Annotated in this window: 14 protein-coding genes; 3 read left to right on the forward strand and 11 right to left on the reverse strand. The window is 73.9% G+C overall.

Annotation, left to right across the window (positions count from 1 at the left end):
• Positions 1-48 precede the first annotated feature (48 nt).
• Positions 49-711, reverse strand: a complete 663-nt coding sequence (pdxH, locus tag ACPU2J_RS15090; protein WP_420080455.1) for a pyridoxamine 5'-phosphate oxidase — start codon at positions 709-711, stop codon at positions 49-51.
• 200 nt (positions 712-911) lie between these two features.
• On the opposite strand from pdxH, the gene ACPU2J_RS15095 reads away from it, so the two are divergent.
• A complete protein-coding gene (locus ACPU2J_RS15095) occupies positions 912-2,018 on the forward strand; it encodes a citrate synthase 2 (protein ID WP_361603667.1) in 1,107 nt (368 codons plus the stop codon).
• A 74-nt stretch (positions 2,019-2,092) separates the two neighbouring features.
• On the opposite strand, the gene ACPU2J_RS15100 is transcribed toward ACPU2J_RS15095, so the two are convergent.
• The 7 genes from ACPU2J_RS15100 to ACPU2J_RS15130 all read right to left on the reverse strand — a co-directional run bounded on the left by ACPU2J_RS15100 (position 2,093) and on the right by ACPU2J_RS15130 (position 11,666).
• The gene (locus tag ACPU2J_RS15100; protein ID WP_361603664.1) at positions 2,093-2,680 is read right to left on the reverse strand and encodes a TetR/AcrR family transcriptional regulator; all 588 of its coding nucleotides are present in this window, start codon (positions 2,678-2,680) and stop codon (positions 2,093-2,095) included.
• Positions 2,668-3,405, reverse strand: a complete 738-nt coding sequence (locus ACPU2J_RS15105; RefSeq protein WP_420080454.1) for an enoyl-CoA hydratase family protein — start codon at positions 3,403-3,405, stop codon at positions 2,668-2,670. The genes ACPU2J_RS15100 and ACPU2J_RS15105 overlap by 13 nt, the downstream gene beginning before the upstream one ends.
• Before the next feature lie 885 nt (positions 3,406-4,290).
• Positions 4,291-5,451, reverse strand: coding sequence for an acyl-CoA dehydrogenase family protein (locus ACPU2J_RS15110; protein ID WP_420080453.1), 1,161 nt, complete (start codon positions 5,449-5,451; stop codon positions 4,291-4,293).
• A complete protein-coding gene (locus ACPU2J_RS15115; RefSeq protein ID WP_423833440.1) occupies positions 5,448-7,373 on the reverse strand; it encodes an acetyl/propionyl/methylcrotonyl-CoA carboxylase subunit alpha in 1,926 nt (641 codons plus the stop codon). Before ACPU2J_RS15115 ends, ACPU2J_RS15110 begins: the two co-directional genes overlap by 4 nt.
• An 8-nt stretch (positions 7,374-7,381) precedes the next feature.
• Entirely contained in the window at positions 7,382-8,980 is a 1,599-nt protein-coding gene (locus ACPU2J_RS15120; protein WP_420080451.1) for an acyl-CoA carboxylase subunit beta, read from the reverse strand.
• Positions 8,977-10,710, reverse strand: coding sequence for an acyclic terpene utilization AtuA family protein (locus tag ACPU2J_RS15125; protein ID WP_423834969.1), 1,734 nt, complete (start codon positions 10,708-10,710; stop codon positions 8,977-8,979). The genes ACPU2J_RS15120 and ACPU2J_RS15125 overlap by 4 nt, the downstream gene beginning before the upstream one ends.
• Positions 10,711-10,778: 68 nt before the next feature.
• Complete coding sequence (locus ACPU2J_RS15130) at positions 10,779-11,666, reverse strand: TIGR03084 family metal-binding protein (RefSeq protein ID WP_423833441.1); 888 nt, start codon at positions 11,664-11,666, stop codon at positions 10,779-10,781.
• 319 nt (positions 11,667-11,985) lie between these two features.
• Here ACPU2J_RS15130 and ACPU2J_RS15135 point away from each other — a divergent pair, with 319 nt between their 5' ends.
• Entirely contained in the window at positions 11,986-13,608 is a 1,623-nt protein-coding gene (locus tag ACPU2J_RS15135) for an alpha/beta fold hydrolase (RefSeq protein ID WP_423833442.1), read from the forward strand.
• A 761-nt stretch (positions 13,609-14,369) separates the two neighbouring features.
• On the opposite strand, the gene ACPU2J_RS15140 is transcribed toward ACPU2J_RS15135, so the two are convergent.
• The 3 genes from ACPU2J_RS15140 to ACPU2J_RS15150 all read right to left on the reverse strand — a co-directional run bounded on the left by ACPU2J_RS15140 (position 14,370) and on the right by ACPU2J_RS15150 (position 18,779).
• Positions 14,370-14,726, reverse strand: coding sequence for a DUF1801 domain-containing protein (locus ACPU2J_RS15140; RefSeq protein WP_365499148.1), 357 nt, complete (start codon positions 14,724-14,726; stop codon positions 14,370-14,372).
• Positions 14,726-15,661 (reverse strand): EamA family transporter, encoded by a 936-nt coding sequence (locus ACPU2J_RS15145; protein WP_423833443.1) that lies wholly within the window; start codon positions 15,659-15,661, stop codon positions 14,726-14,728. Before ACPU2J_RS15145 ends, ACPU2J_RS15140 begins: the two co-directional genes overlap by 1 nt.
• Positions 15,662-15,734: 73 nt before the next feature.
• On the reverse strand, positions 15,735-18,779 hold the full coding sequence (locus tag ACPU2J_RS15150; protein ID WP_423833444.1) for an FAD-binding and (Fe-S)-binding domain-containing protein: 3,045 nt from the start codon (positions 18,777-18,779) through the stop codon (positions 15,735-15,737).
• Between ACPU2J_RS15150 and serC the strand changes: the two genes are divergently transcribed.
• Entirely contained in the window at positions 18,751-19,869 is a 1,119-nt protein-coding gene (gene serC / locus ACPU2J_RS15155; RefSeq protein WP_361596071.1) for a phosphoserine transaminase, read from the forward strand. The genes ACPU2J_RS15150 and serC overlap by 29 nt on opposite strands.
• Positions 19,870-19,904 lie beyond the last annotated feature (35 nt).

Genomic DNA, 19,904 nt, shown 5'->3' on the forward strand with positions numbered 1-19,904 from the left:
AGGACCCGAGCCCGCGGGTCGTCTGCGTTCCGGCGGCCCCCGGCGCCGTTACGGGGCGAGGCGCTCCAGGCGCCAGGCGCCGCCGTCCAGGACGTAGCGCAGGCGGTCGTGGAGACGGTTCTCGTGGCCCTGCCAGAACTCCACCGCCTCCGGCACGACCCGGTAGCCGCCCCACTCCGGCGGGACCGGCACCTGCTCGCCCTCCGGGTGGCGCTCCTCCAGCTCCGCGTAGCGGCGGTCCAGCTCCGCGCGGGATCCGATCACCGTGGACTGCTCGCTCGCCCAGGCGCCCAGCTGCGAACCGTGCGGCCGGGAACGGAAGTACGCCGCCGTCTCGTCGCGGCCGATCCGGGCCGCCGTGCCGGTGACGATCACCTGGCGGGCGATGGGGTGCCAGGGGAACAGCAGCGCCACGTGCGGGTTCGCGCCGATCTCCCGGCCCTTGCGGGAGCCGTAGTTGGTGAAGAAGACGAAGCCCCGGCCGTCGAACTGCTTGAGCAGCACCGTGCGCGAACTGGGCCGTCCGTCGGGGGTCGCCGTCGAGACGACCATGGCGTTCGGTTCGAAGAGATGCGAGTCGGCGGCCTGCTGGAACCACCGGGCGAACTGCTCCATCGGGTCCTCGGCGAGGCTCTCCGCGTGGACGATCTCCGAGCGGTACTGCTTGCGCATCTGGGCGGGGTCAATGTCCTGATCGGTCACACCGGCCATCCTGCCGCAGCCGTACCGGCGATGGTGTGCCGTATGTCACGCTTCCGCAGTCGGGGCGGAGCGGCCAAAATCTTGGGGCCGGTCCGAAGGTCCCCGTACGGGTGACCGTCAGCCGTGCCGGGCATCAACGGGGATGACCGCGCCGGACCGCGAGTCACGCCGGGAGCCGCGCGTGTTCGCACTATCTGAGGAGCCGCCTGATGTCCGACTTCGTACCCGGGCTCGAAGGGGTCGTCGCGTTCGAGACCGAGATCGCCGAACCGGACAAGGAAGGCGGATCGCTCCGCTACCGGGGCGTCGACATCGAAGACCTCGTCGGCCACGTCTCCTTCGGGAACGTGTGGGGCCTGCTGGTCGACGGTGCCTTCAACCCCGGCCTGCCGGCCGCCGAGCCCTTCCCCATCCCCGTGCACTCCGGCGACATCCGCGTGGACGTGCAGTCCGCGCTCGCGATGCTCGCCCCGGTCTGGGGCCTGAAGCCGCTGCTCGACATCGACGTCGCGACCGCCCGCGACGACCTGGCGCGCGCGGCCGTGATGGCGCTGTCGTACGTCGCCCAGTCCGCCCGCGGCCAGGGCCTGCCCATGGTGCCGCAGCGGGAGATCGACAAGGCCGAGTCCGTCGTCGAACGGTTCATGATCCGCTGGCGCGGCGAGCCGGACCCCAAGCACGTCAAGGCCGTCGACGCCTACTGGACCTCCGCCGCCGAGCACGGCATGAACGCCTCCACCTTCACCGCCCGCGTGATCGCCTCCACCGGGGCCGACGTCGCCGCCGCCCTGTCCGGGGCCGTCGGCGCCATGTCGGGCCCGCTGCACGGCGGTGCGCCGTCCCGCGTGCTCGGCATGATCGAGGAGATCGAGCGCACCGGCGACGCCGTGGCGTACGTGAAGAAGGCCCTCGACAAGGGCGAACGGCTCATGGGCTTCGGGCACCGCGTCTACCGCGCCGAGGACCCGCGCGCCCGCGTCCTGCGCCGCACCGCCAAGGAGCTCGACGCCCCGCGCTACGAGGTGGCCGCCGCGCTGGAGAAGGCCGCCCTGGAGGAGCTGCACGCCCGCCGCCCCGACCGCGTCCTCGCCACCAACGTGGAGTTCTGGGCCGCGATCATGCTGGACTTCGCGGAGGTCCCGGCGCACATGTTCACCTCGATGTTCAGCTGCGCCCGCACCGCCGGCTGGTCCGCGCACATCCTGGAGCAGAAGCGCACCGGCCGCCTCGTGCGCCCGTCCGCCCGCTACACGGGACCGGGCCGGCGCAACCCGCAGGAGATCGAGGGCTACGCGGACATCGCCGCGACCGCGTGACGCGGTGATGTCGTGACGCCGTGACAGCAGTGGGCGCCGTACTCCCGGCCGGGGGTGCGGCGCCCGCTCGCTGTTCAGGCCAGGGTCGCGTCCAGGATCCGCGACCACTGCGCGACGACCCGGGCCCGGCGGGCCGCGTCGTCCGTGAGCACGTTCGCCAGCCCCAGACCCCGGGCCATGTCCAGGAGCCCCTGCACGGTCTCCCGTACGCCCGCGACGGACTCGTCGGCGCCCAGCAGCTCCACCGCGATGCGGTGGGTCTCCCGGCCGACGCGGGCCTCCAGCTCCGTCACCCGGGGGCGCAGCTGCTCCTCGTTCGAGGCGGCCACCCACAACTGCAGGGCGGCACGGAAGAGCGTGCCCGTGTAGAGGTCCACCAGGGCCTCGACGACCACCGGACGGGCGGCCGGCCCGGCCTGGAAGAGCTCGCGCAGGGCCGTGGAACGCTCCTCGGCGACGAACTCCACGGCCGCGGTGAACAGGTCCTCACGGGTCGGGAAGTGGTGCTGGGCGGCACCTCGCGAGACACCGGCCCGCTCGGCGACGACGGCGACGGTCGAACCGGCCCAGCCGTGCTCCGCCAGGCAGGCCACGGCCGCCTCCAGCAGGTGGCGGCGGGTCACCCGGCTGCGCGCCTGCTTGGGTCCGGTCACAGCGACCATGAGGGGTCCCTGCGCTCGAAGCGGGCGGTGATCCCCTCACGGGCCTCGGCGGAGGCGAAGTGTCGCGCGGACAGCTCCGTCAGCGCGGAACCGTCCTGCGCGAGCGCGGCCCGCACCGGGGCGCTCACCAGGCGCTTCGTCGCGGCCAGCGCCTCCGGACCGGCCTTGCGCAGGCCCGCGAGCACGGGGGCGAGGGCCTCGTCGACGTCGTCCCCGTGCAGGGTGAGCAGGCCGATCCGGGCGGCCTCGGCGGCGTCGAAGGCCTCGGCGGTCAGGAAGTACCGGGCCGCGGCGCGCGGGTCCAGGCGGGGCAGGAGCGGGGCGGAGATGACGGCCGGGACGACGCCGAGGTGGGTCTCGGTGAAGGCGTACGAGGACTTCGGCCCGGCGGCGGCGATGTCGCAGACCCCGAGCAGGCCGAGGCCTCCGGCCCGGACGTGGCCGGTGACCCGGGCGACGACGGGCTTGGACAGCCCGGCGATCTCCGCGAGCAGGGCCAGGAAGTCGGCCGGGTCGCACGGGGACTTGAGGTCGGCGCCGGAGCAGAACGTACTGCCGGTGTGGGTGAGGACCACGGCCCGCGCGGGGCCGTCCGCCGCGGCGGAGGCGAGGGCCTCGCGGAGCGCGGCGACGAGACCGGCGGAGAGTGCGTTGCGGTTGGCCGGGGAGTCGAGGGTGAGGGTGGTGACTCCGGACGCCGTTGTGGCGTGGACGGGTGTGGCCATGTCTCCTCCGGAGGGGTGCGCGGGATGGCGTGGGGTGTCCCTCGGGGGAGGGTATGCGGGTCCCCTGCGGGGTTGCTCCGCGGGTGGGGCGGCGGTTGCTGTGACGTGGGGTGACGCGGGGCGGGGTGTCGCGGGTGCGGGTCCCCTGCGGGGTTGCTCCGCGGGTGGGGCGGCGGTTGCTGTGACGTGGGGTGACGCGGGGCGGGGTGTCGCGGGTGCGGGTCCCCTGCGGGGTTGCTCCGCGGGTGGGGCGGCGGTTGCTGTGACGTGGGGTGACGCGGGGCGGGGTGTCGCGGGTGCGGTTCCGCTGCGGGGTTGCTCCGCGGGTGGGGCGGCGGTTGCTGTGACGTGGGGTGACGCGGGGCGGGGTGTCGCGGGTGCGGGGGCCCCTGCGGGGTTGCTCCGCGGGTGACGGCGGTTGCTGTGACGGTGGTGACGCGGGGCGGGGGTGTGGGGTGGGGACCCGGAGGAGGGTCTCCTCGGCTCGGCGCGTGCGGGTGTGTCGCGGCCAGGCGGCCTGGGTCGCGCGCTCGTCCTGCGGGGACCCTCCTCCGTGTCCCCACCCCACGGCCGACTCCGACCAGCCCGCACCCGCGGCCCAGTTGCCCCGCCGAGGCCCGCTGCCTTGCCATCCGGCAGAGCGGGAACGCGTCCGGCCGGGCGGGGAACACGGCTGCTGAGCGGGTCGGGCCGAGGGGGGCGGGGACGTGGCGGGGTGTCCCCGCAGGACGAGGCGCGACCACCGGGTGCCGCCGAGACGTGCCCGCACGCGCCGAGCCGAGGAGACACCCCGGCACGGCACCGACCCCCGACCCCTGACCGCCACCGCCCCGCCGACTCGCACCCGGACCAGCCGAGCAAGCCCGCAGGGCACCCCGCAGGGCACTAGTAGGACTTGGGGAGGCCCAGGGTTTGGTGGGAGACGAAGTTGAGGATCATTTCGCGGCTGACCGGGGCGATGCGGGCCACGCGGGCCGCGGTGATGAGGGAGGCCAGGCCGTATTCGCGGGTGAGGCCGTTGCCGCCGAGGGTGTGGACGGACTGGTCCACGGCCCGTACGCAGGCCTCCCCCGCCGCGTACTTGGCCATGTTCGCCGCCTCGCCCGCTCCCATGTCGTCGCCCGCGTCGTACAGGTGTGCCGCCTTCTGCATCATCAGGCGGGCCAGTTCGAGTTCGATGTGGGCCTGGGCCAGGGGGTGGGCGACCGCCTGGTGGCCGCCGATGGGCTCCTTCCACACCTGGCGGGACTTCGCGTAGTCGACGGCCTTGGCGAGGGCGTGGCGGCCCATTCCGATGGCGAAGGCGGCGGTCATGATGCGCTCGGGGTTGAGACCGGCGAAGAGCTGGAGCAGGCCGGCGTCCTCGTCGCCGACCAGGGCGGAGGAGGGGAGGCGGACGTCGTCCAGGGTGAGTTCGAACTGCTTCTCCGCGGCATGGAGTTCCATGTCCATGACCGTGCGGCCGAAGCCGGGGGCGTCGCGCGGGACGATGAACAGGCAGGGCTTGAGGCGTCCCGTACGGGCGTCCTCGGTGCGGCCGACGATCAGGGTGGCGTCGGCGATGTCGACGCCGGAGATGAAGACCTTGCGGCCGGTGAGGATCCAGTCGTCGCCGTCCCGGCGGGCGGTGGTGGTGATGCGGTGGGAGTTGGATCCGGCGTCGGGTTCGGTGATGCCGAAGGCCATGGTGCGGCTGCCGTCGGCGAGGCCGGGAAGCCAGGTCCGCTTCTGTTCGTCGGTGCCGAAGCGGGCGATGACCGTGCCGCAGATGGCGGGTGAGACGACCATCATGAGCAGGGGGCAGCCCGCGGCGCCGAGTTCTTCGAGGACGATGGAGAGTTCGGCGATGCCGCCGCCTCCGCCGCCGTACTCCTCGGGGAGGTTGACGCCGAGGTAGCCGAGTTTCGCGGCGTCGGCCCACAGCTCGTCGGGGTGGCCGCCCTCGCGGGCGACGCGGGCGAGGTAGTCGCGGCCGTAGCGTGCTCCCAGGGCGGCGACGGCCGCGCGCAGGGCCTGGTGTTCTTCGGTTTCGATGACGGGGCTCATGCGGGCTTTTCCTCCTGGACGACGGCGAGCAGGGCGCCGAATTCGACCTGTTGGCCGGTGGCGGCGTGGAGCGCGGTGAGCGTGCCGGAGGCCGGGGCGAGGATGCGGTGCTCCATCTTCATGGCTTCCAGCCAGAGCAGGGGCTGCCCGGCGGTGACGCGGCTGCCGGGGGCGAGGCCCTCGGCGACGCGGACGACGGTGCCGGGCATGGGGGCGAGCAGGGAGCCCGGTTCGGTCCGGTCCTGGGGGTCCGGGAAGCGGGGGACGGGGGTGAGGGTGTGGGATCCGAGGGCGGAGTCCACGTAGACCTCGGTCCCGTTGTGTTTCACGTGGAACATCCGCCGGATCCCGTCGACTTCGAGGGTGACGCGGTCGGGGGCGGCGGCCAGGACCACGATGCCGGGGTGGTCGACGAGCCGGGTGGTGCCGGTGCCGGTGGTGTAGCGGACCTCGTGCTCGGTGCCGCCCGCGGTGTAGCGGCGGGTCTGGGGCTGTGAGCGGAGGTTGCGCCAGCCGCCGATGCGGGCCGCGAGGGGTGCGCCGGGGGCGGGGGCCGCTGCGGCGAGGGCGGCCGCGACGGCGGCGGTGGTGGCGTCCGGGGTGTCCTCGGTGAGGGCGGTGAGGTGGCGGTCGTAGAAGCCGGTGTCGGGCTGCCCGGTGGCGAACTGCGGGTGCAGGAGGGACCGTACGAGGAGCTCGCGGTTGGTGGTGAGACCGTGGATGCGCGCTCCGGCGAGGGCGTGGGCGAGGACGCGGACGGCTTCGGCGCGGGTGGGGGCGTGGGCGACGACCTTGGCGAGCATGGGGTCGTAGTGGATGCCGACGGTGTCGCCGTCGGTGAAGCCGGTGTCGACGCGGACGGCTCCGGGGACGTGCAGGGTGTGCAGGACGCCGGTCTGCGGGCGCCAGTCCTGGGCGGGGTCCTCGGCGTAGAGGCGGGCCTCGACGGCGTGGCCGGTGGGCTCGGGGGGCGCCGGGGGCAGAGCCTCGCCCTCGGCGACGCGCAGTTGGAGGGCGACGAGGTCAAGGCCGAAGACGGCTTCGGTGACGGGGTGCTCGACCTGGAGGCGGGTGTTCATCTCCAGGAAGTAGGGGCGGCCGTCGGTGGTGACGAGGAATTCGACGGTGCCGGCTCCCCGGTAGGAGACGGCCCGGGCCGCGGCGACGGCGGCCGTGTGGAGGCTTTCGCGCAGGGTGTCCGACAGGCCCGGTGCGGGTGCCTCCTCGATGACCTTCTGGTGGCGGCGCTGGAGGGAGCAGTCGCGGGTGCCGAGCGCCCAGACGGTGCCGTGGGCGTCGGCGAGGATCTGCACCTCGACGTGGCGGCCGCGCTCCACGTAGGGCTCGGCGAAGACCTCGCCGTCCCCGAAGGCGGAGGCCGCTTCGGCGGAGGCGGCGCGCAGGGCTTCTCCGAGGGCGTCCAGGTCGCGGACCACCCGCATGCCGCGGCCGCCTCCGCCGGCGGCCGCCTTGAGCAGCAGGGGCAGGTCGGCGGGGGTGGCGGTGGCCGGGTCGACGGGGTCGAGGAGGGGGACGCCGGCGGCGCGCATCAGTTCCTTGGCCCGGGTCTTGGAGGCCATGGCCTCGATGGCCTCGGGGGGCGGGCCGATCCAGGTCAGGCCGGAGTCCTGGACCTGGCGGGCGAAGTCGGCGTTCTCGGAGAGGAAGCCGTAGCCGGGGTGGACGGCGTCGGCTCCGGCGGCGAGGGCGGCCTTGATGACCAGGTCGCCGCGCAGGTAGGTGTCGGCGGGGGTGGCGCCCGGCAGGCGTACGGCCGCGTCGGCGGAGCGGACGTGGAGGGCGTCGGCGTCCGGGTCGGAGTGGACGGCGACAGTGGCCAGGCCCAGGTCACGGGCGGTGCGGAAGATCCGTACAGCGATCTCGCCGCGGTTGGCGACGAGGAGGGAGGTCAGGTTCGTCATGTGCGGGCTCACATCCGGAAGACGCCGAAGCCGCCACGGGCGCCCTCGACGGGGGCGTTGTGGACGGCCGACAGGCACAGGCCGAGGACGGTGCGGGTGTCGCGCGGGTCGATGACGCCGTCGTCGTACAGCCGCCCGGACAGGAACATCGGGAGGGATTCGGACTCGATCTGCGCCTCCACGAAGGCGCGCATGCCGGCGTCCTGTTCCTCGTCGTACGGGAGGCCCTTCGCGGCGGCGGACTGCCGGGACACGATGGAGAGGACGCCGGCGAGCTGCTGGGGGCCCATGACGGCGGATTTGGCGCTGGGCCAGGCGAAGAGGAAGCGGGGCTCGTAGGCGCGGCCGCACATGCCGTAGTGACCGGCGCCGTAGCTCGCGCCGATGAGCACGGACAGGTGCGGGACCTTCGAGTTGGAGACGGCGTTGATCATCATCGAGCCGTGTTTGATGATGCCGCCCTGTTCGTACTCCTTGCCGACCATGTAGCCGGTGGTGTTGTGGAGGAAGAGGAGCGGGATGTCGCGCTGGTTGGCGAGCTGGATGAACTGCGCGGCCTTCTGGGACTCGGCGCTGAAGAGCACGCCCTGGGCGTTGGCGAGGATGCCGACCGGGTAGCCGTGGAGGGTGGCCCATCCGGTGACGAGGCTGGTGCCGTAGAGCGGTTTGAACTCGTCGAACGCGGAGCCGTCGACGATCCGGGCGACGACCTCGCGGGGGTCGAAGGGGGTCTTCAGGTCGGGCGGGACGATGCCGAGCAGTTCCTCCGGGTCGTGGAGGGGTTCCGCTGCCTGCGGCGGGTCCGCGTGCGGCTTGCGGTGGTTCAGGCGGGCCACGATGCGGCGGGCCTGGCGGAGGGCGTCGTGCTCGTCGAGGGCGTAGTGGTCGGCGAGGCCGGAGGTGCGGGCGTGCATGTCGGCGCCGCCTAGGGACTCGTCGTCGCTCTCCTCGCCGGTGGCCATCTTCACCAGGGGCGGTCCGCCGAGGAACACCTTGGACCGGTCCTTGATCATGACCGTGTGGTCGGACATGCCGGGGACGTACGCGCCTCCGGCGGTGGAGTTGCCGAAGACGACCGCGATGGTCGGGATGCCCTCGGCGGACAGCCGGGTGAGGTCGCGGAAGAGCGCGCCGCCCGGGATGAAGATCTCCTTCTGGGAGGGCAGGTCGGCGCCGCCGGACTCCACGAGGCTGATGACGGGCAGGCGGTTCTGCCGGGCGATCTCGTTGGCGCGCAGCGCCTTCTTCAGCGTCCACGGGTTGCTGGCCCCGCCGCGGACGGTGGGGTCGTTGGCGGTGATCAGGCATTCGACGCCCTCGACCGTGCCGATGCCGGTGACCATGGAGGCGCCCACGGGGTAGTCGCTTCCCCATCCGGCGAGCGGGGACAGCTCCAGGAACGGGGTGTCGGGGTCGAGGAGCAGCTCGACGCGTTCGCGGGCCAGCAGCTTGCCGCGCCCGCGGTGCCGGGCCGTGTACTTCTCCCCGCCGCCCTCGAGGGCCTTGGCGTGCTCGGCGTCGAGGGCGGCGAGGCGTTCCAGGGCGGCCGTACGGGCGCTGGTGTGCTCGGGGGCGTGCGGGTCGACGGTGGTGCGCAGGCGGGTCATGTGCCGGTCCCCTCCGGGGGCGGGAGCAGGTGGACGGGGATGTCGAGGTGCCGGGCGCGGAGCCATTCGCCGAGGGCCTTGGCCTGGGGGTCGAAGCGGTGGCCGGAGGCGACGCCGTCGCCGAGGATGCCGGTGACGGTGAAGTTCAGGGCGCGGAGGCCGGGGAGTTCGTGCCGGAGCACGGTGAGGCCGCGGGTCTCGGGGAGCAGGGACCGGAACAGCTCGACGGTGAGGGTGTCGCGCAGCCAGTCCCAGGCGGGGCCGGTGGCGACCCAGACGCCGACGTTGGCGTCGCCGCCCTTGTCGCCGCTGCGGGCCCCGGCGAGCAACCCGAGGGGGGCGCGGACGGTCTCCCGGGGGCCCGCCCCGGACACGGCGGGGGCTGCGCCCCCGACCCCTTCGGGGGCTCCGCCCCCGGACCCCCGCGCCTCAAACGCCGGCGAGGCTGAAGGCGCGGTGGGCTCCGCCGGACCGGCTGAAGGTGCGGCCGGCTCGCCCGGCCCGGTTGAAGGTGCGGTGGGCGGGGCGGGGATCTGGAGGTGGGTGCCGTCCGGGAGGACCGCGGTGTGGGGGACCTGCGTGGCCGGGACGGAGGTGGAGGCGAAGACCCCGTAGGGCTGGGCCGGGCCGGGTGGGGCGGTGACGTGGAAGCCGGGGTAGCTGCCGAGGGCCAGCTCGACCGCGGCCGAGGTGAGCGCCCGGCCGACCCGGTCCGCGGAGGGGTCGCGGAGCACGAGGCGCAGCAGGGCGCTCGCCGTCTCCTCCGTGTCGGCGTCCGCGTGGTCGGTGCGGGCCAGGGTCCAGCGTGCGTCGGCGACGCCTTCCAGGGCGTCGGCGAGCTGGGCGCGTACGAGTTCGGCCTTGGCCTCGACGTCCAGGCCCGTCAGGACGAAGACGACCTCGTTGCGCCAGCCGCCGATGCGGGTGACGCCCACCTTGAGGGTCGGCGGTGGTGCCTCGCCCCGCACTCCGCTGATGCGGACGCGGTCGGGGCCGTCGTCGGTGAGCCGGACGGTGTCCAGCCGGGCCGTGACGTCGGGGCCGAGGTAGCGGGGGCCCTGGGTCTCGTAGAGGAGCTGGGCGGTGACCGTGCCGGCCGAGACCACGCCGCCCGTCCCCGGGTGCTTGGTGATGACCGCCGAACCGTCCGGGGAGATCTCCGCGAGCGGGAAGCCGGGGCGGCGCACGTCGTGGGCGGTGAAGAAGGAGTAGTTCCCGCCGGTGGCCTGGGTGCCGCATTCCAGGACGTGGCCCGCGACCACCGCGCCCGCGAGCCGGTCGTGGTCCTCGGGGGACCAGTCGAACCACCAGGCCGCCGGACCGCTGACCAGCGCGGCGTCGGTGACCCTGCCGGTGACGACCACGTCCGCGCCGGCCCGCAGGCAGGCGGTGATGCCGGCGCCGCCGAGGTAGGCGTTGGCGGTGAGGGCTCCCTCGTGGCGGGCGGTGAGGTCGTCGCCCTCGACGTGGGCCACGGTGACGGGCACGCCCACCTTGGCCGCCAGCGCCCGAACGGCCGCGGCGAGTCCGGCCGGGTGCAGGCCGCCCGCGTTCGTGACGATCCGTACGCCCCGCTCGTGGGCCAGCCCGAGGCCTTCCTCCAGTTGGCGCAGGAAGGTTCTGGCGTAGCCGAGGTCCGGGTCCTTCAGCCGGTCGCGGCCGAGGATCAGCATGGTCAGTTCGGCGAGGTAGTCGCCGGTCAGCACGTCGAGCGGGCCGCCGGTGAGCATCTCGCGGACGGCGTCGGAGCGGTCCCCGTAGAAGCCGGACGCGTTGCCGATGCGCAGCGGGCGCCGGCTCACCGACCGGCCCCCGGGCCCCGGTCCCCCGCCGGCCCGGTGGGGCGCTCCCCCGAAGCCGGCTCCGGGGCCGCGGCCGGCCCGGACGCGCCGGCCTGTCCGGGCTGCCGTCCCTGGCCCGCCGGGCCGGCGAAGGCCTGGGCGATGTCCAGCCAGCGGTCGGCGTCGGGGCCGGTCGCATGCAGGGCCAGGTCGGCGCGGTGGGCGCGCTGGGTCACCAGGAGGCAGAAGTCGAACGCCGGGCCGGTGATCCGCTGCGCCGCGCCGGGCGGCCCGTACTCCCAGGTCCCGGATCCGTCGGGGGCGCTCAGCTCCACCCGGAACTCCTCGGCGGGTGCGGGCAGTCCGCGTACGGCGTGGGCGTAGTCCCTGGCCCGGACGCCGATCCGCGCCACGTGCCGCAGCCGCGCGGTCGGGGCGCGGCGCACTCCGAGGGCGTCCGCGACGTCCTGGCCGTGGGCCCAGGTCTCCATCAGGCGGGCGCTCGCCATCGAGGCGGCCTTCATCGCGGGCCCGTACCAGGGGAAGCGGGCGTCGGGCGAGGCCGCGGCCAGTGCCTCGTCGAGGGCGTGCCGGGTCGCGCGCCAGCGGGCGAGCAGTTCGGCCGGGTCCAGCCCGGCGCCCTCCTCGGCGCCCTCGTCCACGAAGGTGTCGGGGGCCTTGAGCGCCGCCTCGACCATGTGCCCGAAGCCCTCGGCGTCGGTGAGCGACAACAGCGAGGCCCGGTCCGTCCAGTGCAGGTGGGCGATCTGGTGGGCGATGCGCCAGCCGGGGGCGGGGGTGGGCCTGGCCCAGTCCGGTCCCTCCAACTCGGCCACGAGTCTGTCGAGTTCAGCACCCTCTTCCCTCAGATCGGCGAAGACGGTGACGGCGGACGGATCGGGCACGGTGCGCTCCCCTCTCGGCGTGAGGGGAAGACTGGCAGCCGCCAGGAAAACAATCAAGCACGCTTGCATGATTTTCTCGGGAGGCGACACCTTCCCGCCACCCGTACCAAACCGGCACAACAGAAGGGATGTTGTGCCCCGGCCGTCCGGGCCGCAGGTCTCGGGGCACACCCCGGCCGGAGCGCGCGGGAGGCGATTCAGGCCGTACGCCGGAAACCGGCAGAACATCACCGGATTGTCCCGTCGATACTGGGCGTTCCGCTCCGGGCCCGGGACGGGCGCACCACGTTCGTGTCACTCGACGACGAGGAGAACTGACGTGACCACAGCCGCCCGAACCCCCTCCTCCCTCTACCCCGAACTCGACGCGACCGCCCTCGGCGCCTTCGTCACCGCCCTGGAGAGCGGCGACGTCACCGGCCTCGCCCCCGCCCGCGCCGCCGAGATCGCCGAGCTGCGCTCCGTCGCCGCCTTCACCCGCGGCAAGGTGACCGGCGCCGACGGCGACCTGCTCGACGCCGCACTGTGGCGGCACCTCGGGACACGGCCGCGCCCCGTGATCGTCATGCCGTCCCCCTGGACCGGCCTGGGCTGGCTCGCGTACGCCGTCCAGGCCACCCTCTTCGCGGCGCGCGGCTACGACGTCCTCGCCTACTCCGCCCGCGGGTTCGCCGGCTCCGAGGGCCGGGTGGACGTCGCCGGGCCGCTGGACGTCGCCGACGGCAGCCGCGCCCTGGACCACCTCATCGAGCGCAGCACCGGCCCCGTGACACGGATCGGCTTCCTCGGGGACTCCTACGGCTCGGGCATCGCCCAGCTGGTCGCCGCGCACGACACGCGCGTCGACGCCGTCGTCGCGCTCAGCACCTGGGGCGACCTCGGGGAGGCCTTCTACGAGAACTCCACCCGCCACGTCGCCGCCGTACGGGCGCTGCTCGGCGCGGCCTCGAAGGCGCGGCTGAGCCCGCAGACGCAGAGCGTCTTCGACAACGTCCTCTCCGGCGGCGACGTCCGGGGCGCGCTGCGCTGGGCGGAGGTGCGCTCGCCGTTCACCCACATCAAGGAACTCAACCGCCGCCAGGTGCCCGTCTTCTTCGCGCACGCCTGGCACGAGACGCTCTTCCCGCCCAACCAGACGCTCCGGATGTTCAACGAGCTGACCGGCCCCAAACGCATCGTCCTCTCCGTCGGAGACCACTCGGGGCCCGAGATGTCCGGCATCCTCGGCCTGCCGAACCGGATCTGGACCGACGCCCACCGTTGGTTCGACCACCACCTGATGGGCGTCGACAACGGCATCGACACCGAGGACCAGGTGCTGTCCGAGGTCATGTGGAGCAAGACCCTCGAACCCCGCCCCACCTGGCCCTCCGTGACCGAACACGTGCAGCGGCTGCACCTGGCGGACGACGGGGAGCTCGGCGACGAACCGCGCACCGGCTGGACCTCGACCGTGCTGTGCGGAATGGACACCCCGGCCACCGTCGCCGACCGCATCGTGGAATCCGGCTACGCGGAGATCGCGGGCCGCCCGAAGGTCTACCCGACGGACGACATCGACCGGACCGTCGCGGCCGTGTGGACCGCCGACCCGGTGGCGGAGACCCTGCGGCTGCGCGGCACGCCGCGGCTGCGCGTGACGTACCGCGCGGCGAACCCCGGGTCCGCCTTCGTCGCCTACCTGCTGGACACGGCCCCGGACGGCTCCGCGCACATCGTCACGCACGCGCCGTTCACCGACCTCGGCTCGCCGCCGGACAGTCTCATCAGCGCGGACATCGAGCTCCAGGCGACGGCGTACGACGTCCCGCGCGGCCACCGCCTGATGCTGGTCGTCGACGCCCGCGACCCCTTCTACGCCGACGGGAACCTCCCCCGCGCCACGCTGGACTTCACCTCCCCGGAGTCCACACCGTCCTACCTGGACCTGCCGCTGGGGTGAGGCGGTACGCCCGCCCGGCCGGTCCCCCGCGGCCGGCCGGGCGGGCGCACGCTCCAGGAAGGACGCGGGGGGCGCGGCTGCGGTTTCGGGGGCGGAGCGGGGGTTTTTGTGGGGCGGGGGTAGGGGGCGGGAGCCGCTGGGGCCGCATCAGGGCTGTCCTGGGCAGCCGATGACGCGTACGTCCACACCTTCTACGCGTCGTGTGGCTTTTAGAGCCGCGCAGAAGGCTTCCGTCACTACATCGAACGCTGACCAGTGCCCGCTTCCACCGCGCCTTCAGGAGCGTTGGCATCGGCCCGGCCGAAGGGATCCCCACCTACCGACGAGGGCCGGACGCGGTCGCAGAGGAGCGCGTAGCGGTTGTGGGCGGCTTGTGCCCGGCCCACGAGGCTCGCGGACGCCGTCGGACAGGAGCGCGTAGCGATTCGTGGCGGCTTATGCCCAGCCAGTGGAGGTCACAGCCGCTCTGCTGGAGGAGCGCGTAGCGATCTGGGGCGCCCCGGGCCGGGCTCCGCCCGGCCCTCTCCGACTCCCCGTCTTCGGTCCTGTCGCCCGGCCCGTTCCTTTGGGGGTTTCCCGGCTGTCCTCGTTTTTCCGGGGCGGGACGGTCGGTCAAGGGTGGCCGCAGGCCATCGCGAAGCGACGCGAGGAACGAGCGCCCTTGAGGGGCCGGCCCGACACGGAGAGACGATGGGACTGACGGGAAACCCCCAGGACAGCCCTGATGCCGCTCCGGTGGCTCCCGCCCTCGCCCCCGCCCTTCAGCAGATCGGGCCCGGCGGTGCCTTGGCCGTGGCCTGGAGGAGGTCGCGCAGGAGGGGGAAGTCGATGCGGTCCGGGTGGCGGAAGCGCAGGCAGGCCTTGCCCATGTCGTGGGCGGCCAGGCGGTCCGCGAAGGCTTCCCGGACGTCCGTGCGCATCAGGTAGAACGAGATGTACTGCTTCTGGCTCGCCCAGGCGATCTCGCCCTCGGCCGCGCCCTGGCGTACGTACACCGGCATCCCGTACGCGATGCGTTCCTCGAAGTCCGGGAGCTCGGTCAGGCAGAGCTCGCGCAGGCGGGTGAGGGCCGGCCTGCGGGCCTCGGGCACGCCTTCGAGGTAGGCGGAGACGTCCATCAGCCGGCCTTCTTCCCGATCTGTGAGCGGACCGCGCCCATGCTGGCGGCGATCACGAGGGCGATGGCGAGCGCGTCCAGCGCGGACAGGGCCTGGTTCAGGACGAGGAATCCGGCGGTGGCCGCGATGGCCGGCTCCAGGCTCATCAGGATCGCGAAGGTGGGCGCCGGCATGCGCCGGAGGGCGAGCAGTTCGAGCGTGTACGGAAGGACGGAGGACAGCACGGCGACGCCGAGGCCCAGGGCGAGGGTGCTGGGGACGAGCAGGTCCGAGCCGGCCTCGACGATGCCGAGGGGCAGGGAGAGGACGGCGGCCGCGGCCATCGCGAGGGCCAGGCCGTCGGCCTGCGGGAAGCGGCGGCCGGTGCGCGCGCTGAACACGATGTACGCGGCCCACATCGCGCCCGCGCCGAGGGCGTAGGCGGCGCCCAGCGGATCGAGGGAGCCGAAGCCGAGGCCTCCGCCGCCGTGGCCGGACAGCAGGACGACACCGCCGAGGGCCAGTCCGGCCCAGAGGAGGTTGACCAGGCGCCGGGAGACGATGACGGACAGGGCGAGCGGTCCGAGGACTTCCAGGGTGACGGCCGGGCCGAGCGGGATGCGGTCGATGGCCTGGTAGAAGAGGCCGTTCATGCCCGCCATGGCGATGCCGAAGGCGGCGACGGTGCCCCAGTCGGAGCGGGTGTAGCCCCTCACCTTGGGCCGGCAGAGCAGGAGCAGCACGATCGCGGCGGCCGCGAGGCGCAGGGTGACCACGCCGGCGGCGCCCGCCCTCGGCATGATCATGACCGCGAGTGCGGCGCCGAACTGCACCGAGACGCCGGCCGAGATCACCAGCGCGACGGGCCCGAACCGGGAGCGGGTCCCCTCGGTGGGGAGGGGGGTGGCGGGGGTGGCCGTCGGGGACGCGTTCGGCGCGGCGGTTGGTGCGGGCATTTCTCCAGATTACGGGGTCGTAAGGAGTGATTCCACGTATGTCGCCTTACAGGTTCGCTACGGAAACGTGTCGTCACCGGTCGTCGGTCCCCGCCCCATCGGCCCGCGGCCCTTCCGGCCGTTCCATCCCCTCCACTCCTTCCAGCCCCTCCAGCCCCTCCAGCCCTTCCAGCCCCTCCAGCCCTTCCGCCAGGAGTTCCACCAGGTGGCGGGCCCTGGTCCCGGCGAGCTGGGCGATCTGTGTGCGGCAGGAGAACCCGTCGGCCTGGACGAGGGTGCCCTGCGGGGCCCCGCGCAGCGCCGGGAGGAGTTGTTCCTCCGCGCAGGCCACGGACACCTCGTGGTGTCCGGGCTCGAAGCCGAAGTTCCCGGCGAGGCCGCAGCAGCCTCCGCTGAGCTCGCCGGTGAGTCCGGCGCGTTCGCGCAGGCGGCGGTCCGCCGCGTCGCCGAGCACCGCGTGCTGGTGGCAGTGGGTCTGCCCGGCGACCGTGCGGTCGAGGCGGGGCGGCGCCCAGTGCGGGGCGTGCTGTTCCAGGGTTTCGGCGACGGTGCGGACGGCTGCCGCGAGCCGGGCGGCGCGCGGGTCGTCGGGGAGGAGGGCGGGGAGGTCGGTGCGCAGGGCCGCGGCGCAGCTGGGTTCGAGGACGGTGAGGGTGTGCGGCTGCCCGCTGCGCTCGACGGTGTCCAGCGTCCGCCGGAGCACGCTGCGGGCGCGGTCGAGGCGGCCGGTGGAGAGGTGGGTCAGGCCGCAGCACACCGGGCCGGCGGGGAGGCTCACCTGCAGCCCGGCGGCTTCGAGTACCGCGGTCGCGGCCCGGCCGACCTCGGGGGCGAGGTACTGCGTGAACGTGTCGGGCCACAGGGTCACGGGGGTCCCACCCACGGGCGGTGGGATCGCCCCTGCGGTCGCCCCTGCGGCCGCCCCCGCCGTCGTCCGGCCGCTCCGCTCCCACCAGCGCGTGAAGGGTTCGGCGGCGAGCGGGGGCAGCGGACGTTCGCGGGTCAGTCCCGGTACGGGCAGCAGGCGCGCGGCGGCGTTCACGGCGCGGGCGGCCCGCAGCCGGGCGATGAGGCGCAGCCACTGCGGGAGGCCGCCGAGCGTGTAGTGGGAGAGGGGCCGGATGCGGCCCTTCCAGTGCTGGTGGAGGAACTGGGACTTGTAGGTGGCCATGTCCACGCCGACCGGGCAGTCGCTGAGGCAGCCCTTGCAGCCGAGGCAGAGGTCGAGGGCTTCGGCGACCTCGGCGGAGCGCCAGCCGTCGGTGATCACTTCGCCCGCGAGCATTTCGTGGAGGAGCCGGGCGCGGCCGCGCGTGGAGTGCCGTTCCTCGCCGGTGACCCGGTAGGACGGGCACATCACCCCGGCGTCGGGTGCACCGGCCGCGCCCACCGTCGCGCCCACCGTCCCGGCCGCGCCCACCGTCCCGGCCGGGGCCGTGGTGCGGCATTTGGCGACGCCGACGCAGCGGGCGGCCTCGCGGGCGAGCGGCAGGTCGGGCAGGACGGCGAAGCGCAGGTTCTCGTCGATCCGGGCGGGCCGGACGAGCATGTCGGGGTTCATCCCGCCGGCCGGGTCCCACAGGTCCTTGTAGGCGCCGAACAGCCGGATGACGTCGGGTCCGTACATGCGCGGGAGCAGTTCGGCGCGGGCCTGCCCGTCGCCGTGTTCGCCGGACAGGGAGCCTCCGTGGGCGACGACGAGGTCGGCGAGGTCGCGGGAGAAGTCCCGGTAGCGGGCCACTCCGACGGGGGAGGCCAGGTCGAAGTCGATCCGTACGTGGACGCAGCCCTCGCCGAAGTGGCCGTACGGGGTGCCGCGCAGCCCATGGGAGGCGAGCAGCGCGCGGAACTCCCGCAGGTAGGCGCCGAGCCGGGCGGGCGGTACGGCGCAGTCCTCCCAGCCCGGCCAGGCCATGGTGCCGTCGGCGGCGCGGGTGGCGGTGCCGGCGGCGTCCTCGCGGATCCGCCACAGGGCGCGTTGGCCGGCGGGGTCGGTGACGACGAGGGCGTCGAGGGGGTCCGCGGCCCGGACGAGCGCGCGGGCGGCGGAGGCGTCGGGCATTTCCGCGAACAGCCAGGCCCGGCCGCGCGGCAGTGCGGCGGCGGCCGGGCCGGGGACGAGGTCCTCGGCCATGCCCTCGACGGTCAGCGGGCCGTGGCCGAGGAGTCCGGCGGCGGCGTCGGCCGCCGCGCTCTCGTCGGCGTAGCCGAGGACGGCGAGGGCGGGGGCGCGGGGCGGTTCGACGAGGCGGACGACGGCTTCGGTGACGACGGCGAGGGTGCCTTCGCTGCCGCAGAAGGCGCGGGCGACCTGGGTGCCGTGTTCGGGGAGCAGGGCGTCGAGGCCGCCGTAGCCGGAGATGCGGCGGGAGAAGCCGCCGGACATACCGGTGCGCAGTGTCGCCAGGTTGGCTTCGACGAGGCCGCGCAGGCCCGGTGGTGCTCCGGTCCAGCCGGTGCCGATCCGGTGGGGGGTGCCTCCGTAGGTGGTGACGGCCAGTTCGGTGACGTTGTCGGCGGTGGTGCCCCAGGCGACGGAGTGGGCGCCGCAGGCGTTGTTGCCGATCATGCCGCCGAGGGTGCAGCGGGAGTGGGTGGAGGGGTCGGGGCCGAAGGTCAGTCCGTGGGGGCGGGCGGCGTCGCGGAGCCGGTCGAGGACGAGGCCGGGCTGGACGACGGCGGTGCGGGTGGCGGGGTCGAGGGCGAGGAGGCGGTTCATGTGGCGGGTGAGGTCGAGGACGACGCCGGTGCCGGTGGCCTGTCCGGCGATGGAGGTGCCGCCGCCGCGCGGGACGACGGGGACGCCCGCGTCGGCGCAGATGCGCAGGGCCGCGGCCACGTCGTGGGCGTCGCGCGGGGTGACGACGCCGACGGGGACGCGGCGGTAGTTGGAGGCGTCCATGGTCATGAGGGCGCGGGCCGTCGCGCCGAAATCCACCTCGCCGCGCAGTTCCGCCCGCAGTGTCCGTTCGAGTTCGCTCGTGGTCTTCCCGGATGCCGTCACGGCGACCAGCCTCGCATCGGGACGGACCGTCTCACCGGGTGGACGCGCGTCCGGGGCGCGGACCGGGACCCGATACGCTCCGCTCGTGGCTGAGATCCAGATTCCCGCTGACATCAAGCCCGCCGACGGACGCTTCGGCGCGGGCCCCTCCAAGGTGCGGACCGAGGCGCTGGACGCCCTCGCCGCCACCGGTACCTCCCTGCTCGGAACCTCACACCGCCAGGCCCCGGTCAAGAACCTGGTCGGCTCGGTGCGCCAGGGCCTCCGGGACCTCTTCTCCCTCCCCGAGGGGTACGAGGTGATCCTGGGCAACGGCGGCTCCACCGCCTTCTGGGACATCGCGACCGCCGGTCTGATCGAGCGGAAGTCCCAGCACCTGACGTTCGGCGAGTTCTCGTCGAAGTTCGCCAAGGCCGCGAAGCTCGCGCCGTGGCTGGACGAGCCGTCGGTGATCTCCTCCGAGCCGGGCACGCACCCCGAGCCGGTGGCCGAGGCGGGCGTGGACGTGTACGCGTACACCCACAACGAGACCTCCACGGGTGTGGCGGCGCCGATCCGGCGCGTCGCGGGCGCGGACGCCGGTTCGCTCGTTCTGGTGGACGCGACCTCGGGTGCCGGCGGTCTGCCGGTGGACATCACCGAGACGGACGTCTACTACTTCGCGCCGCAGAAGTCCTTCGCCTCGGACGGCGGTCTGTGGCTGGCGGCGTTCTCCCCGGCGGCCCTGGAGCGCGCGGCGCGCGTCCACGCGTCCGGCCGGCACATCCCGGAGTTCTTCTCGCTGCCGACGGCGATCGACAACTCGCTGAAGAACCAGACGTACAACACCCCGGCGCTCGCGACGCTGTTCCTGCTGGACCAGCAGCTGGAGTGGATGAACGGCCAGGGCGGCCTGGAGTTCACCACGGGCCGTACGGCGGCCAGCGCGCGGAACCTGTACGGCTGGGCGGAGGCGTCGAAGTACGCCACCCCCTTCGTCCAGGACGCCGACAAGCGCTCCTCGGTCATCGGCACCATCGACTTCTCGGACGACATCGACGCGGCGGCCGTCGCGAAGGTGCTGCGCGCCAACGGGATCGTGGACACCGAGCCGTACCGCAAGCTCGGCCGCAACCAGCTGCGCATCGCGATGTTCCCGGCGATCGACCCGGCGGACGTGCAGGCGCTGACGGCCTGCGTCGACTACGTGATCGAGAAGCTGTAGCCGCCCCTGTCCCGGCATTACCGCGGGCCCCCGGT

The organism is Streptomyces manipurensis (assembly GCF_049570255.1).
Lineage (GTDB): Bacteria > Actinomycetota > Actinomycetes > Streptomycetales > Streptomycetaceae > Streptomyces > Streptomyces manipurensis.

Excerpts from the sequence above, each read along its gene's own strand:
- pdxH (WP_420080455.1), bottom strand. The coding sequence starts at position 711 with ATGGCCGGTGTGACCGATCAGGACATTGACCCCGCCCAGATGCGCAAG.
- ACPU2J_RS15140 (WP_365499148.1), bottom strand. The coding sequence starts at position 14,726 with ATGGACGTCTCCGCCTACCTCGAAGGCGTGCCCGAGGCCCGCAGGCCG.
- ACPU2J_RS15150 (WP_423833444.1), bottom strand. The coding sequence starts at position 18,779 with ATGTCAGCGGGAATCTGGATCTCAGCCACGAGCGGAGCGTATCGGGTC.
- ACPU2J_RS15100 (WP_361603664.1), bottom strand. The coding sequence starts at position 2,680 with ATGGTCGCTGTGACCGGACCCAAGCAGGCGCGCAGCCGGGTGACCCGC.
- ACPU2J_RS15115 (WP_423833440.1), bottom strand. The coding sequence starts at position 7,373 with ATGACGAACCTGACCTCCCTCCTCGTCGCCAACCGCGGCGAGATCGCT.
- ACPU2J_RS15145 (WP_423833443.1), bottom strand. The coding sequence starts at position 15,661 with ATGCCCGCACCAACCGCCGCGCCGAACGCGTCCCCGACGGCCACCCCC.
- ACPU2J_RS15120 (WP_420080451.1), bottom strand. The coding sequence starts at position 8,980 with ATGACCCGCCTGCGCACCACCGTCGACCCGCACGCCCCCGAGCACACC.
- ACPU2J_RS15095 (WP_361603667.1), top strand. The coding sequence starts at position 912 with ATGTCCGACTTCGTACCCGGGCTCGAAGGGGTCGTCGCGTTCGAGACC.
- ACPU2J_RS15125 (WP_423834969.1), bottom strand. The coding sequence starts at position 10,710 with ATGCTCACCGGCGGCCCGCTCGACGTGCTGACCGGCGACTACCTCGCC.
- ACPU2J_RS15110 (WP_420080453.1), bottom strand. The coding sequence starts at position 5,451 with ATGAGCCCCGTCATCGAAACCGAAGAACACCAGGCCCTGCGCGCGGCC.
- ACPU2J_RS15105 (WP_420080454.1), bottom strand. The coding sequence starts at position 3,405 with ATGGCCACACCCGTCCACGCCACAACGGCGTCCGGAGTCACCACCCTC.